Source organism: Streptomyces aurantiogriseus (assembly GCF_014649375.1).
Taxonomy (GTDB): domain Bacteria; phylum Actinomycetota; class Actinomycetes; order Streptomycetales; family Streptomycetaceae; genus Streptomyces; species Streptomyces aurantiogriseus.
This window is the reverse complement of sequence record NZ_BMSX01000023.1, coordinates 101199-116039: the sequence shown is the minus strand read 5'-3', so window position 1 is coordinate 116039 and position 14841 is coordinate 101199. Positions and strand designations below refer to the sequence as shown.

13 protein-coding genes and 1 pseudogene are annotated in these 14841 nt (G+C 68.3%); all 14 read right to left on the bottom strand.

Annotated features, from left to right (window positions below; translation table 11 throughout):
• Positions 1 to 21 precede the first annotated feature (21 nt).
• The 14 genes and pseudogenes from tal to IE263_RS37470 all read right to left on the bottom strand — a co-directional run bounded on the left by tal (position 22) and on the right by IE263_RS37470 (position 14671).
• Positions 22 to 1168: pseudogene (gene tal, locus IE263_RS37535) on the bottom strand (transaldolase).
• Positions 1165 to 3264 carry a transketolase gene (tkt, locus tag IE263_RS37530; RefSeq protein WP_189942552.1) on the bottom strand — a complete coding sequence of 700 codons (2100 nt, stop codon included), beginning with the start codon at positions 3262 to 3264 and terminating at the stop codon, positions 1165 to 1167. Before tkt ends, tal begins: the two are co-directional and overlap by 4 nt.
• A 207-nt stretch (positions 3265 to 3471) precedes the next feature.
• Positions 3472 to 3966, bottom strand: coding sequence for a ribose-5-phosphate isomerase (locus IE263_RS37525; protein ID WP_189942551.1), 495 nt, complete (start codon positions 3964 to 3966; stop codon positions 3472 to 3474).
• Positions 3963 to 5711, bottom strand: a complete 1749-nt coding sequence (locus IE263_RS37520) for a dihydroxyacetone kinase family protein (RefSeq protein ID WP_189942550.1) — start codon at positions 5709 to 5711, stop codon at positions 3963 to 3965. The genes IE263_RS37525 and IE263_RS37520 overlap by 4 nt, the downstream gene beginning before the upstream one ends.
• Positions 5708 to 6640 (bottom strand): NAD(P)-dependent oxidoreductase, encoded by a 933-nt coding sequence (locus IE263_RS37515; RefSeq protein WP_189942549.1) that lies wholly within the window; start codon positions 6638 to 6640, stop codon positions 5708 to 5710. Before IE263_RS37515 ends, IE263_RS37520 begins: the two co-directional genes overlap by 4 nt.
• The gene (locus IE263_RS37510) at positions 6637 to 7509 is read right to left on the bottom strand and encodes a sugar phosphate isomerase/epimerase family protein (protein ID WP_189942548.1); all 873 of its coding nucleotides are present in this window, start codon (positions 7507 to 7509) and stop codon (positions 6637 to 6639) included. The genes IE263_RS37515 and IE263_RS37510 overlap by 4 nt, the downstream gene beginning before the upstream one ends.
• 50 nt (positions 7510 to 7559) lie before the next feature.
• Complete coding sequence (locus tag IE263_RS37505) at positions 7560 to 8408, bottom strand: alpha/beta fold hydrolase (protein WP_189942547.1); 849 nt, start codon at positions 8406 to 8408, stop codon at positions 7560 to 7562.
• Between the two features lie 64 nt (positions 8409 to 8472).
• A complete protein-coding gene (locus tag IE263_RS37500) occupies positions 8473 to 8886 on the bottom strand; it encodes an FmdB family zinc ribbon protein (protein WP_189942546.1) in 414 nt (137 codons plus the stop codon).
• Positions 8887 to 8932: 46 nt separating this feature from the next.
• The gene (locus IE263_RS37495) at positions 8933 to 9742 is read right to left on the bottom strand and encodes an N-acyl homoserine lactonase family protein (protein WP_189942545.1); all 810 of its coding nucleotides are present in this window, start codon (positions 9740 to 9742) and stop codon (positions 8933 to 8935) included.
• Positions 9743 to 9762: 20 nt separating this feature from the next.
• The gene (locus tag IE263_RS37490) at positions 9763 to 10557 is read right to left on the bottom strand and encodes an SDR family NAD(P)-dependent oxidoreductase (RefSeq protein WP_189942544.1); all 795 of its coding nucleotides are present in this window, start codon (positions 10555 to 10557) and stop codon (positions 9763 to 9765) included.
• Positions 10558 to 10574: 17 nt separating this feature from the next.
• Positions 10575 to 10886, bottom strand: coding sequence for a putative quinol monooxygenase (locus IE263_RS37485; protein ID WP_189942543.1), 312 nt, complete (start codon positions 10884 to 10886; stop codon positions 10575 to 10577).
• A gap of 52 nt (positions 10887 to 10938) precedes the next feature.
• Positions 10939 to 11988 (bottom strand): ABC transporter permease, encoded by a 1050-nt coding sequence (locus tag IE263_RS37480; RefSeq protein WP_229911378.1) that lies wholly within the window; start codon positions 11986 to 11988, stop codon positions 10939 to 10941.
• The gene (locus IE263_RS37475; protein ID WP_189942542.1) at positions 11981 to 13549 is read right to left on the bottom strand and encodes a sugar ABC transporter ATP-binding protein; all 1569 of its coding nucleotides are present in this window, start codon (positions 13547 to 13549) and stop codon (positions 11981 to 11983) included. Before IE263_RS37475 ends, IE263_RS37480 begins: the two co-directional genes overlap by 8 nt.
• A 6-nt stretch (positions 13550 to 13555) precedes the next feature.
• Positions 13556 to 14671 (bottom strand): sugar ABC transporter substrate-binding protein, encoded by a 1116-nt coding sequence (locus IE263_RS37470; protein ID WP_189942541.1) that lies wholly within the window; start codon positions 14669 to 14671, stop codon positions 13556 to 13558.
• Between the last annotated feature and the right edge of the window lie 170 nt (positions 14672 to 14841).

The window sequence follows — 14841 nt, the reverse complement described above, 5'->3', positions numbered from 1 at the left end:
TCGAGTTCCTGCGTGCCGGGATCAGCGATCGTCCGAAGAGGCGAGGCGCGAAAGCGCCGCCTCGGTCGACTTGAGCAGGCCGTTCCAGGACGCCTCGAACTTCTCGACGCCCTCGTCCTCCAGGATCTGGACCACCTCGTCGTAGCCGATCCCGAGCGCCTCGACCGCGTCGATGTCGGCACGCGCCTGCTCGTACGTGCCGGCGATGGTGTTGCCCGTGATCCCGCCGTGGTCCTCGGTGGCGAAAAGGGTGGCCTCCGGCATGGTGTTCACCGTGTCCGGCGCGACCAGGTCGTCGACGTACAGGGTGTCCTTGTACGCCTTGTCCTTGGCGCCCGTCGAGGCCCACAGCGGACGCTGCTTGTTGGCGCCCGCGCTGTCCAGCGCGCTCCGGCGGTCGGAGGACTGTGTCGAATTGTCGGCAGAGCCGAACACCTCCTCGTACGCCTGGTAGGCGAGCCGCGCGTTGGCGACGCCCGCCTTGCCGCGGGCCGCCTTGGCCTCGGGCGTGCCGAGCGCGTCGATCCGCTTGTCGATCTCGGTATCCACACGGGACACGAAGAACGACGCCACCGAATGGATCTTCGACAGGTCCAGGCCGCGCTCCTTGGCCTTCTCCAGGCCCGCCAGGTAGGCGTCCATGACCTCGCGGTAGCGCTCCAGCGAGAAGATCAGCGTCACGTTCACGCTGATGCCGAGACCGATGGTCTCGGTGATCGCGGGCAGGCCCGCCCGCGTCGCCGGGATCTTGATGAGCGTGTTCGGCCGGTTCCACCAGCCAGGCGAGCTGCTTGGCCTCGGCCACCGTCGCCTTGGTGTTGTACGCCAGGCGCGGGTCGACCTCGATGGAGACCCGGCCGTCCTGGCCGCCCGTGGCGTCGAACACCGGCCGCAGGATGTCCGCGGCGTCACGGACGTCCGCCGTCGTGATCATGCGGATGGCCTCTTCCACGGTGACCTTGCGGGCGGCGAGGTCCGACAACTGCTGGTCGTAGCCGTCGCCCTGCGAGATCGCCTTCTGGAAGATCGTCGGGTTGGTGGTGACGCCCACGACGTGCTGCTGGTCGATCAGCTCGGCGAGGTTGCCGGACGTGATCCGCTTGCGCGACAGGTCGTCCAGCCAGATCGCGACGCCTTCCTCAAAGAGGCGCTTCAGTGCCTCTGTCATGACGTGGCCCCCTGGCGCAGGGATGCGCAGGCGGCCGATGCGACGTTCTCGGCAGTGAGGCCGAACTCGTGGAAGAGGACCTTGCCGTCGGCGGAAGCACCGAAGTGCTCCAGCGAGACGATGCGGCCCGCGTCCCCGACGTAACGGTGCCAGGTCAGCCCGATCCCGGCCTCGACCGCGACGCGTGCCTTGACGGCCGGCGGCAGGACGCTGTCCCGGTACCCCTGGTCCTGCTCCTCGAACCACTCCACACACGGCATGGACACCACCCGCGTCGGCACGCCCTGCGCCTGGAGCTGCTCACGCGCCTGAACGGCGATGTGCACCTCGGAGCCGGTCGCGATGAGGATGGCCTGCGGCTCGGTGTTCTGCCCTTCGGACCCTTCGGCGTCGAACAGGACGTAACCGCCCTTCGCCGCAGCCTCGTCGGGCTCGTACGTCGGCACGCCCTGACGCGTCAGCGCGAGGCCGTGCGGGGCGCCCTTGCCGAACTCCTTGGTGTAGCGCCTCAGGATCTCGCGCCAGGCGATGGCGGTCTCGTTGGCGTCGGCCGGGCGGACCACGTTCAGGCCCGGGATCGCGCGCAGCGAGGCGAGGTGCTCGATCGGCTGGTGGGTGGGGCCGTCCTCGCCCAGGCCGATGGAGTCGTGGGTCCACACGTACGTCACCGGCAGGTGCATCAGCGCCGACAGACGCACCGCGTTGCGCATGTAGTCGGAGAACACCAGGAACGTGCCGCCGTAGATGCGGGTGTTGCCGTGCAGCGCGATGCCGTTCATCTCCGCGGCCATGGAGTGCTCGCGGATGCCGAAGTGGATCGTGCGGCCGTAGGGGTTCGCCGCGGGCAGGGGGTTGTCCGCCGGGAGGAACGAACTCGTCTTGTCGATGGTGGTGTTGTTGGAGCCGGCCAGGTCGGCGGAGCCGCCCCACAGCTCGGGGATCACCGCGCCAAGCGCCTGCAGCACCTTGCCGGACGCGGCACGCGTGGCGACCCCCCTGCCCGCCTCGAAGACGGGCAGGTGCGACTCCCAGCTCTCGGGCAGCCGGCCGGCACAGATCCGGTCGAACTCGGCCGCGCGCTCGGGGTTGTTGGTGCGCCACTCCCCAAGCTGCTTCTCCCACTGGGCATGGGCCTCACGGCCGCGCTTGCCCAACTCGCGGGCGTGGGCGAGGACCTCGTCCGCCACCTCGAAGTGCTGCTCCGGGGCGAAGCCGAGGACGCGCTTGGTGGCCGCGACCTCCCCCTCGCCCAGCGCGGAGCCGTGTGCGGCCTCGGTGTTCTGAGCGTTCGGGGCGGGCCAGGCGATGATCGAGCGCATCGCGATGAAGGACGGCTTGTCGGTGACCGCCTTGGCCTTCTGGATCGCCTCGTACAGGGCGGCCACATCGAGGTCGCCGTTCTCCTTGGGCTCCACCCGCTGCACGTGCCAGCCGTACGCCGCGTACCGCGCGACGACGTCCTCGGACACGGCCGTCTCGGTGTCGCCCTCGATCGAGATGTGGTTGTCGTCCCACAGCAGGACCAGGTTGCCGAGCTTCTGGTGCCCGGCCAGCGAGGACGCCTCGGCGGAGATGCCCTCCTGCAGGCAGCCGTCACCGGCGATCACGAAGACGTGGTGGTCGAACGGAGAGGTACCGGGAGCGGCGTCCGGGTCGAACAGGCCGCGCTCGTAGCGGGCCGCCATCGCCATGCCCACCGCGTTGGCCACACCCTGCCCGAGCGGGCCGGTCGTCGTCTCCACGCCCCTGGTGTGCCCGTACTCGGGGTGGCCCGGCGTCTTCGAGCCCCAGGTGCGAAAGGACTCCAGGTCCGCCAGCTCCAGGCCGAAGCCGCCCAGGTACAGCTGGATGTAGAGGGTCAGGGACGAGTGGCCGGCGGACAGCACGAAGCGGTCGCGGCCCACCCAGTCGGGGTCGGCGGGGTCGTGGCGCATCACCTTCTGGAAGAGGGTGTACGCGGCGGGCGCGAGGCTCATCGCCGTACCCGGATGGCCGTTGCCGACCTTCTGTACGGCGTCGGCGGCCAGGATCCGGGCGGTGTCGACGGCCCGCTGGTCCAACTCGGTCCACGCGAGGTCGGACGGGGACACGTGCATGGGGATTCCATCCTGCGGTTCATAGCCGCGTCGCAGCGGAGGGGGCCGCCTCGGCGGCGCCGTTCCCCCCAATCGGTGGTCGGACGCGTGCGGGGCTCGGCGCCGGTCTTGAGGCCGAGACCGCTGACCGAGGGGTCCGGAGTCGGGCGACTGACGCGCCGCAGCGGGGGAGGGCGCAGCTGCCGGGGGCGGGACGGGCAGGTTCGATCACGGTGTGCCGGAGCCGTTCGAGGGATCCTTCTGCTCGTATCCGGAGATTGCCGCGACCTTGGCCGCAGAGGCGGAGCTGGTGTCGAAGCGGTAGTTGAGCCATTCGCGGGCAAGGCGGCGGGCGAGTTCCAGGCCCACGACACGCTGGCCGAAGCACAACACCTGGGCGTCGTTGGACAGCACGGCCCGCTCCACCGAGAAGCTGTCGTGAGCGGTCACGGCCCGCACACCCGGCACCTTGTTGGCGGATATCGCCATACCGAGCCCGGTGCCACACACGAGGAGTGCCCGCTCCGCCTCCCCTGCCGCGACCAGCTTGGCTGCGGTAACCGCTACATGCGGATACGCGGTGGTCTCGCCGCGGGTCACCCCCACGTCGATGACCTCGGCGATCCGGTCATCTGCTTGCAGATCGGCCTTGAGAGCCTCCTTGTACTCCAGGCCCGCGTCATCGCAGCCGACGACCAGTCGCAGGGGCTGCTGTCCGGTCATTCGGCGTGCTCCTTCGTGCGTACGGAAAGAACTGAGCGAACACACAGGGCATAGGACGTCGCCCCGGCGTCGGGTGTGCCGATGCTGCGGGCCGCCAACGGGCGGGCCCGTCCTGTCTTCGGAACGAGGTCCGCGGTCGCCAGGGCGGCGGTGTGGGCCACGGCCGCTGCCTCGTCCCACGCGGTCCACAGGTCCGTGCCACGGCCGATGGCGGTCTCCAGGGCATCGGCGAACGGCAGGGCGGCGTCCAGCAACGTCTTGTCACCAGGAGCGGCTTTGCCGATGGCGACGATGGTGTTCAGCCCTCGCCGAAGGGCGCCCGAGACATCTTCGGCGGTGATGTCGGATGCGGTGTCGCTCAGGTGTGCCCCGGCCTCACGCATCCCGGCACCCCACAGTGCACCGGAGGTACCACCCGCTTTCGCGGCCCAGGCGTCGCCCGCGCCGATCAGCACGGTGGACACGCCTGCCCCACGCTCGGCAAGACCCGTGGCCGCCTCGACGGCGGCGGTCACGCCCTTGACCATGCCCCGTCCGTGGTCTCCGTCTCCGGCGACGGCGTCGATGCGGCCGAGTTCGTCGGCGGAATCGATCAGTGCGGTCCGCATGCTGCTCAGACCTGCGACGACAGCGGCAGCGGCCTGCCGGGCCGCAGTCGTCGCGGGCGGGATCTGTGCCGCCTCGATGGACGAGCCACCCTGCGCTGCTGGGGAGCGCCGTCGGCTCCCGCCCTCCTTCTGGGCCAGGCGGGCGGGCCCTTTGCGGTAGGCGGGGGTGTCCGCCGGTGCCCGCCACAAGGACTCCAGTTCCTCGTCGAGGAAGGTCACCGTGAGGGAGACACCGGCCATGTCGAGACTGGTCACCAACTCGCCCACCTCTGGTTCGACGACGGTGAGGCCTCGCCCGGCAAGGAGCCGCGAGACCGTGGCCCACACGACGAAGAGTTCCTCGTACTTGGTGGTGCCGAGTCCGTTGAGGATCACCGCGATCCGCCCCGAGCCGTCGGCGGGTCGCTCGGCGAGAACACCGTCGACTAGCCGGGTGGCCAGTTCGGAGGCGGACGGCATGTCGGCCTCCGACACTCCTGGCTCACCGTGGATCCCCAGCCCGACGCCCATGCGCCCCTCGGGCACCGTGAACAGAGGCGTCCGAGCGCCGGGCAGGGTGCAGCCGGAGAAGGCCACGCCGAGGGTGCGGGTACGGTCGTTGGCGCGGCTCGCTGCTTTCTCGACCGCGTCGAGGTCGTAGCCGGCCTCGGCCGCGGCACCCGCCACGCGGAAGACCACGAAGTCCCCGGCGACCCCGCGGCGGCGCTCGGTTTCGGTGTCGGGTGCACTGGCGAGATCGTCGGTGACGAACAGCACCCGGGCCTGCGTGCCCTCAGAAGTCAGCCGCTGCGCGGCGCTGGTGAAGTTCAGGACGTCGCCCGCGTAGTTCCCGGAGAGGATCAGCACCCCTGCGTCACCGGTGGCGGCCTTCGCCACGGTGTAGGCCTCCTGGGCGGAGGGCGAGGTGAAGATGTTCCCGACGACAGCACCGTCGGCGAAGCCGCGGCCGACGATGCCGCAGAAAGCGGGGTAGTGCCCGGAGCCGCCTCCGACGACGACCGCGACCTTGCCCTGTGGGGTCTCCTGGGCGCGGACCACGCCCCCGGGCACGCCGGTGACGTAGTCGGAGTTGGCGTCGAGGAATCCGGCGAGCATGTCCTCGGTGAAGGCCGCCGGGTCGTTGAACAGATGGGTCATCGGTCGTTCTCCATGTTTGACGCGGCATCATCCGCCCCTGCTCGTCCGGTTCCCGGGCCAGGCCCCGCGGCACGGTACGTGGTGATGACGCGGGAGTCGTCAGCGCGGCCGAGACCGGCAGCCGCGGCGGCACGGAACCTGCTTGCCGCCGCTGTGAGCAGCGGCGCGTCGAATCCGGCCACGCCGGCGGCATCGGCGACCAACGTCGCGTCCTTGACGAAGATGTCGACGGCGGAGCGGACCGGCGGATCCTCTGCGATCATGCGAGGGCCGCGGTCGGACAGCATCCACGAGCCGGCCGCACCGTCCTTGACGATCTCGAGCACGGTGTCCGGGTCCAGACCGAGAGCCTCCGCGAAGGCCAGAGCCTCGGCGGCCGCGGCCAAGTGGACGCTGCACAGCAGTTGGTTGACCAGTTTGACCGCCTGCCCGTCGCCCACGGCCGGGCCGCACAGGACGATCCGGCCCATCGGCGTCAGGAGGTTCGTGTGCCGGCCCAGCAGTTCGAGGTCGCCGCCGGCCAGCAGCGTCAGCGTGCCGGTCTCGGCTCGCGCCACTCCACCGGTGACGGGTACGTCCAGGACTCCGACCCCACGATCGACGAGGACCTCGGCGACCGCGCGGACAGCGTCGACACCGACCGTGCTCATGATCACGCAGCATGTCCCCGCGGCGATCTGCTCGGCCACTCCGCCCTCCCCGAGGACGGCGTCGTGCAACTGCTGAGGCGTGGCCACCATCACCAGGACGGCGTCGGCGTCCTTGGCCGCTTCCCCGGCGCCTGCTGCCGGGCGCATCCCCGCCGCCGCGGCCTCGTCCAGCCGCACCGGGGACGCGTCGAAGGCGACGACGTCGAATCCCGCACTGACCAGATGCTTCGCCATGGGCAGGCCGATGGCTCCGACCCCCACGAATCCCACACGTGTCATTGGTCCTCCCGGCCGTCGTGTCCACTTTCTGAGGCTGCGAGGAACATGGCGGACAGAGCCGCCGTCACCTCATCGTCCTTGCTGGTGTACGGGCTGTTGTGGGTCTCCAACTCCAGAACGAAGGCGCCCTGGTAGCCGGCGGATTCCGAGGCGTCGAAGAACCGGGCGAAGTCAATGTCACCGTGGCCGACAGCACGCCGTATGTCCCCGGGAACAGCGTCGCGCAACTGCACGTGCACGATCTGGTGGGCGCGCTGGGAGAACGCCTCCCCGGGGTCGAATCCACCCGCGGCGACATGCGAGGTGTCGAACACCAGCGGTAGCTGTGAACCCAGTTGGTCGGCCAGATCGAGCGTACGGGCCAGCCGGAGGTAGTGCGGTGCCTCGACAGCGACCCGCACGCCGTATCGCTGCCCGATGGCCGCCGCCAGGAGGGAGCCTTCGATCACCTGAGCAAGCCGAGCCCTGACGTCATTGGCCGCGGCGCCGTTGTCGCCTGGATGCAGGGCAGCGCCGCCAGGAAGGATGAGCAGAGGCGCACCGACGGTGGCACAGAATTCCGTCAGTCTCTCCACGCGGTTCAGCACCACGGCGAAGTCCTGCTCGTCGAAGGACTCAGGGTCCGCGTTCAGCGCGAGCGGCTTCAGACCGCTGGCCTCGACCACGGTTGCGGCCTTCCGCAGCTGAGCCGGTTCGCCGTCGGGAGACACGTGCTCGCACAGTCCACGCAGCGCTGCGAGGTCGACGGCGTCGGCGCCCAGTGAGGCGATCCGTTCCAGGGCGGGGGCCAGCTCAAGGTGCCGGAAGCACACGGTGGAGACACCGATACGCTCGGCGATGGTGCGCCCGTTGGGCGCGACGACAGACATGACAGGTCCTTTCGGACAGGTGCGCTGATGGGGGTGAGAGAAGTGGCGTGTTATGCCCGGGCCGCCGTGAAGAAGGAGCGGAAGTGCCCGGCCAGTTCCTCGGGCTGCTCGTCGGGGACCCAGTGCCCGCACTCGTCGATCACTACCTCGGTGACGTCCTTGGCCATCGTGCGGCAGGAGACGGCCACTTCGGTCCCTCGTCCCCAGCTGGTGCCGCCGCCGACGGCCAGGACCGGCATGTCCAGGGGAGGCAGCCCGGTGTTGTCCGCGACGTCCTGCGTGACGCTCCGGTAGTAGGCGAACCCGGCGCGGGTCGCGCCCGCGGAGGTGTACACGCGGAGGTACTCGGCGATGTGCGCGGGGTCGATGGCATCGGGCCGGTGTCCGTAGTTGCGCCAGAACCAGCCGAGGTAGTGGTGCTCGCGTCCTTCGACGAGTGCCTCGGGCAGGTCGAGGGTCTGCAGGAAGCGATGGTGCCAACGGCGTCCGCCCTGGCCGATGTCAGGGGCGCCGTCGCCGGGGATGGCGACGTCGACGACGGCCAGTCGGCTGACGGCGTCACGGTGGTCGGCGGCCAGCCGGAAGGCGACCACTCCGCCCCAGTCGTGTCCGGCCAGATGGAACGCCTCGATACCGAGCCGGTCGTGGACGAGTTCCCACACATCCGCCGCGACGGTCTTCTTGTCGTACCCGCCAGCCGGGCGGGAGGTGTCTCCCAGCCCGCGCAGGTCAGGCATGATCACCCGAAAGCGGTCGGTGAGGAACGGCAGGGTCTTCTCCCAGCACAACCAGGTCTGCGGGTAACCGTGGAGCAGCACCAGCGGCTCACCCTCGCCCGCGACCGTGTAGTGCATCAGCACCTCGGACAGGTGCGCATAGTGGTGTTCGAGCTGTGTCATGGCCTGGCCCTCCTGCTGCCGTGCCGCCGACCACATGGCTGCGGATCGGACGTGGTGACGACGCTCATGCCGGCGCTCCGTCGGCCTTGGGCCGGGACGGCCGGTCGGCGCGGCTCGTGGTGGCGCGCACTTCGTCCACGGTCAGCGGTGCGTGGTGGTAGTGGCCTTCGTGGGCCACCACCGGGGACCGGGGGGTGGAGAGTTCCGGGTAGCGCTCTTCGAGGTTCCTGCGCTGCTCCAGTGCTCGGCGCCAGCCGGTGACGACCTCACGGTTGCCCCGGTGGGTGCCGAGCCAGGTCGTCGGGGCCTCGTGGTTGCTCGGCGGCAGGCTCGCGGTGCCGGTCAGGCAGGCCCCGGCGGCCGGCCGGCGCCGGGTCTGCGTCCCGCATGCCGGGCACGCGGGGTGGGGTGAACTCCAACGGGGGACGAGTGCTTCGAAACCGTGTCCCTGGCTGCACTCGTAGTCGTAGATCGGCATGGGGAAGTCCTTTCGGCCGGGCGGCGGGAATCGGTGCCCGGTGCGGTCACGTGTAGTAGTCCGGGGCGGACCGCATGCGCTTCGCCTGTTCGGCGTCGTGGCCGAAGATCACGGTCGCGTCGGTGCGTTCGGCGATTGTCCTGATCTTCTCGACCGATGCCAGCCACTTCTGGCTGTCGTGGACGATGCCCGGCGTGACGGTCGGCGGGCCGAAGTTGTCGCCCAGGAAGATGGCGTCGGAGGTGAAGATCATGGTCCCGGTGTCCGGCAGATCCACCTGGAGCGACATCGTGCCCCAGGTGTGCCCCGGGGTCTGGAGCAGCGTGACGCCGGGCAGGATCTCGGTGTCCTCCTGGACGGTCTCGAAGGGCAGTTCGCCGTAGTCGCTGCGGATGAAGGGGCCGTCGCAGTAGCCCTCGAAGCCGAACGCGCCCTCGTACTCCGCCTGGCTGCACACGACCTTGGCGTCGGTGCCGTTGAACATCCAGCCGTTGCCCGCGTGGTCCCAGTGCAGGTGGGAGAAGACCAGGAAGTCGATGTCACCGGTCTCCACTCCGGCCTGCTTCAGCCGGGAGTCGAACCACTCCTGCTCCTCGGCGACGACCGGCCAGTAATCGGTCAGCCCGGTCGGCGCCCACTTGGTCTCCCAGTCACGCGGCAGCCCGGTGTCCCAGAGAAGGTTGCCCTCGGGGTGCTGGATCAGCACGGAATGAACGGGCACGTCCACCCACGGTGCCGCCTTGTGAGGCTCCTGACGGGTGCCGACCACGCGGGCGGGGTCGAACAGCAGCCAGCTCAGACTGGCCTCGAACTTTCCCACCGGCATGACGGTGAGCTTGATCTCGCCGCTGCTCATCTTCAGATGCCTCCCTCTGGTCAGATGTACCGGCTCAGGGTTTCTCCGCCGTCGACGCTCAGCAGGTGTCCGGTGACCATGCTGGATTCGTCGGAAGCGAGATAGACAGCGGCGTTCGCGACGTCGACTGCCTCACCCCAGCGGCCGAGTGGAAGTCCTTGGGCCAAGGAGTTCTGGAATTCGGTGTCGTCGAATTCGTCACGAGTGAAGGACGTTTTCACGAAGGTGGGGCAGATTCCGTTGACCCGGATTCCCTTCGGGCCGTAGTCGGTCGCCAGGGACATGGTGAGCAGGCGGGTGGCGCCCTTGCTGGTGTTGTACAGCGCCTGGCGCGGATGACCGCGCAAGCCGGAAGTGGAGACGATGTTGATGACGTTGCCGCCGTCCCCCTGCTCCAAAAACACCTTGATGGCTTCCACGGAGCCGAAGTACGTCCCCTTCACGTTGACGTCGAGGATCTGGTTCAGATCGTCGTCGCTGTATTCGTGGGCGACCTTTCCGTAGCGGCGGACGGCCGCGTTGTTCACCCACTGGTCGAGCCTTCCGAACCGCTCCACGGCCGCGTGCGCCAGTGCCCGGACCTCGTCGTGTGCCGAGACGTCACAGGGAACGTAAACGGCCTGCCCGCCGCGTTTGACGATCAGGTCGGCCGTCGCCACGTCACCGTCCTCTTCGAAACCGCCTTCCCGCGGGGTCGCGCGCACATCGCTCACGACCACCTTGGCGCCTTCCTCGGCGAACCGTAGGGCGATGGCACGGCCGATGCCGGAACTGGAACCGGTAACCACGGCCACCTTGCCCTGCAACCTGTTCATGAGTGCTCCTTTTCTGGTCAGGCCTTGGCGTCGGTACGCGGAGTGCACAGGGAGATGCGTACCGGAATCGCGATCAGATGCCTGGTGACGCGGCCGTAATCGACGACGTGCGGGGACTCGAGATGCCGCTCGAAAAACTCCCTGGATTCCCACTCCTCGTAGAAGAGGAAGTGATCAGGATTGTCCAGGTCCTGGAGTATGTCGTAGCTGATGTTCCCGGCCTCTTTCCGGGTGGGCTCCACCAGCTCGGCCAGGTTCCGCCAGAGTTCTTCGGCCTGACCCGCATGCGCCGTTACCTCGGCGACGATTCGAATCGATTGACCGGGCATGCATTGCCCCTTTCGCTTCTTGGGCACTTCCGAGTTGTTGCCCCTCTTACAGTCAAGAAGCCTTGGCCCGTCGGCGCGCGCTGAGAGCGTCGAAGGAAACCGCGACGAGAATGATGGAACCGATGACCACCTGGTGCCAGAACGTGTTGACATTCAGCAGATTCAATCCGTTACGCACCACTGCCATCAGTGCCGCGCCGATCGCCGTGCCGGCCAGAGATGCCTTGCCGCCGTTGAGGCTGGTGCCGCCGATGACGACAGCGGCGATGACGTCCAGTTCGTAGTTGGTCGCCGCCTCCGGCATCGCGGCTTCGAGCCGGGAGGTCAACAACAGCCCTGCCAGCGCGGCGGCGAAGCCTGTCATCACGTACACCGACACCTGGATCCGCGATATGCCGATCCCGACCAGTCGCGCCGCTTCACGGTTGCTGCCGATGGACAGCACATACCGGCCGTACTTGGTGCGGTACAGCAGGTACCAGCAGACAGCGAAGACGAGGACCATCGCGAGGACCGGGACGGGAACACCGGCAATGGAGCCCTGGCCGAACCACTGGAACTCGGAGAAGCCGAGCCCGGTCAGGGGGACTCCCTGGCTGTACACCATGACCACCCCTCGCAGGATGATCATGGCTGCCAGGGTGCAGATGAACGGCGAGATGCCGAGCCGGTCGATGAGCAAGCCGTTGACGAGGCCTATCAGGCCGCCCAACAGCAGTCCGGCGAGCACGGCGAGGTAGATGTTGACGCCCTGCAGCATCAAGTCGGCCATGAACAGACCGGTCAGGGCGGTGGTGGCGCCCACCGAGAGGTCGATGCCGCCCATGCCGATCACGAACGTCGCCGCGAAGGCGATGACGGAGACGAAGACCATCTGCCGCAGGACGTTGGTGATGTTGTCGACGGTGAGGAAGTCGTTCGCCGTCAGGCTCAGCGCCGCGACGATCAGCACGAAGACGGGAAGGATCCGCCCGGCGCTGCTGCCGAACATGCTGGAGAGGAAGCCCGCCGCCCGGGGAGGGCGGACGGCAGGCGCGGCCTGGGGTACGGAGGAGGCTCCGGACGCCGCGGGCGTCTGGGGGTACGTCTTGCTGTCACTCATCTGCGGCCTCTTCGGCACGTTGGACGGAATAGTGGGCGATGAGTTCCTGGGTGGCCTCGCCGGCGTCCAGGACCGCCGCGACGCGGCCTTCGTACATGACGAGAACGCGGTGGCAGATACCGAGCAGTTCGGGGCTCTCGGAGGAGACCACGACGAAGGACTTTCCGCGCCGCGCGTAGTCGGCGATGTGCCGGTAGACGTCGGCCTTGGCCGACACGTCGATGCCGCGCGTCGGCTCCTCGAGGAGGAAGACCTCCGGATCGACCGCGAGCCAGCGGGCGAGCAGTACCTTCTGTTGGTTTCCGCCGCTGAGCAGGGTGATCTCCTGCTCGCCGGACGCGGCCTTCACGCCCAGTTCACTCGCGTAGCGGTCGGTGACCTGTCGTTCCTGCTCCCGGCGCAGGCGCAGCCGTGAGGTGCGCCGCAAGCCCGCGATGGTCAGGTTCCAGCGGATGGAGTGCCCGGTGAACACTCCCTCCGTCTTTCGCTCGGCCGGCAGGAAGGCCAGGCCGCATGCCGTCGCGTCCTTGGGGCTGCGGATCGTGACCCGCCGTCCGGCGACCGTCACGGTTCCCTCGTCCGGTGGCCGGATTCCGTAGACGGACCTGACGAGCGCGTTCTTGCCTGATCCGTTCAGCCCTGCGATGCCGAGGATCTCGCCGCGCCTGACAGCGAAACTGACCTTCTCGAAGTCCCGTGCCAGGGTGAGGTCCTCCACCTGGAGAACGGTCTCCTCGGCCGGCGGTGGCAGCGTCGGATACTGCTCTTCGAGAGAGCCGCCGATCATCAGCGAGATGATGGAGGCGACGTCCACCTGATCCCTCGGAGCCGTCGACACGTGGCTTCCGTCGCGCAGCACGGTGACGCGGTCACACAGGCCGACGACCTGGTCGAGCTGGTGCGACACGTAGATGACGGACTTGCCGGCGTCTCTGAGCCTGCGCACCGTGGCGAACAGCCGCTCGCGTTCTTCGGCCTCCAGCGCCTCGGTCGGCTCGTCCATGATGATGATGTCCGCACGGGAGTGCAGTGCCCGCGCGATCTCGATGAGCTGTTTCTCCGCCAGACTCAGCCTGCTGACCGGAACATCGACGTCGATGACGACTCCGAGATCCTCCCGGAGAAGGTCGAGCGTCCGATCGCGCATCGCGCCGCGGTCAAGAGGGCTCAGGATCCACGGACGTCCGCCCCGGCACTTCTCATGACGGACAAAGATGTTCTCCACGGCCGTGAGGTCCGGGAAGAGCGACAACTCCTGGTAGATGATCGCGATGCCCAGCTCCTGCGCGTGCGCGGGTCCGCGGAGGTCCACGGCCTCGCCGCGGATGCGGATGTCGCCGTCGTCCTTGCTGTACGCGCCGGAGAGGATCTTCATGATGGTCGACTTGCCGGCGCCGTTCTCCCCGACGAGGCCGAGGACCTCGCCCGGGAAGAGGGTGAGATCGACATCGCGCAGAGCGTGCGTGGCACCGAAGCGCTTGGTGATGCCGCGCATGTCGAGAACGGGGGGCCGGCCGGACGGTTCTCGCTCCCCCGCGTGGCTGGGTGCTGAAGTGGTCATCACTGATCACTTCTTCGCCGGGGGCACGTAGACGTAGTCGTCGGGGTTGAAGTCGGCGATGTTCGTCTTGTCGTAGACGGTGACCTTGTCGAACACCGTCCGGGGCACGCGCTGGCCGTCGGCCACGTACTTCTCGATGGTGCTGATGATGTTGCGGCCTTCTTGCTTGGCGCCGGTGTCGACGGTCGCGGCGAAGTCGCCCTTCTTGATCGCGGCGTTGGCCTCGCTCATGTTCTCGTAGCCGACGACCGCGATCTTCCCCTGCAGGTTGCGCGCCTTGAGCGCCTCCAGGCCCCCGAGCGCCATTTCGTCATAGAGCGCGACCAGAATGTCGATGTCGGGGTGTGCGGTGAGGATGTTCTCCGTGACGCTGAGCCCCTGGGCCCTGGTCCAGCCGGCCGGTTGGGAGGCGACCACCTTGAGGTTGGGGTACTTGGAGATCACCGAGTTGAAGCCGCGCATCCGTTCCGAGGTGTGCGGGCCCGGCAGCCCTTCGAGCATGGCGATCTTCACGGTGCCCTTGTTCTTGTAGTGGTCGACGATCCACTGCGCCTGGGCTCGGCCGCCTTCGCTCTGGTCGTAGCCGATGTTGCTGACGTAGTACGGGCTGCACACCACCGGCGAGTTGAAGGTGAAGATGGGAATGCCCTTCTCCGAGGCCTTCTTGAACAGCGGTTCCAGGGCGTTCTCGTTGTAGAGGGCGACGGCGATGGCGTCGTACCCCTGCGAGATCCACGCCTCCACGCTGCGGACCTGGTCGTCGGTGGCCGACTGGCTGGAGGGTGCCTGGACGTCCAGCTTGATCTTGGACTTGCCGCCTGCGGCGTCGATGCCCTCGCGTACGCCGGCCAGGACCCGCTTGTAGTACGTGTCCATCGCCGTCGGGCTGAAGCCGATCCGCAGCTGTCCCTTCTTCTTGGTGGGCGGGGCCTCCAGTCCCGAGGACTTGACGTTCCCCTCCTTGGTGACGTCGCACTTGGCGGCGACGCCCGCCTTCGCGTCGCCGGATGCCGACGAGGCCTGGTTGGAGGTCGCGCAACCGGCGGCGACAAGGGAGAGGGCGGCCCCGAAGGCCGCGGTCCTCAGCCGTGTACGTCTTGTGGAGCGTTGGGTTCGCGTCATGGCTTCGACTGCCTTTCGTATGCGGACACGCGAAGCGGAGTTTCGGAGTGGGGCGGTGCGCGGTTGGCAAGGAGCGCGCCCCACTCGGACGAAGGGGAGCAGCAGTGACAGGAAGGTGTGGTGGTTGCAGATGTGACATCTGCGTCACCAGCGCGTGTCGCGGCGGTCAC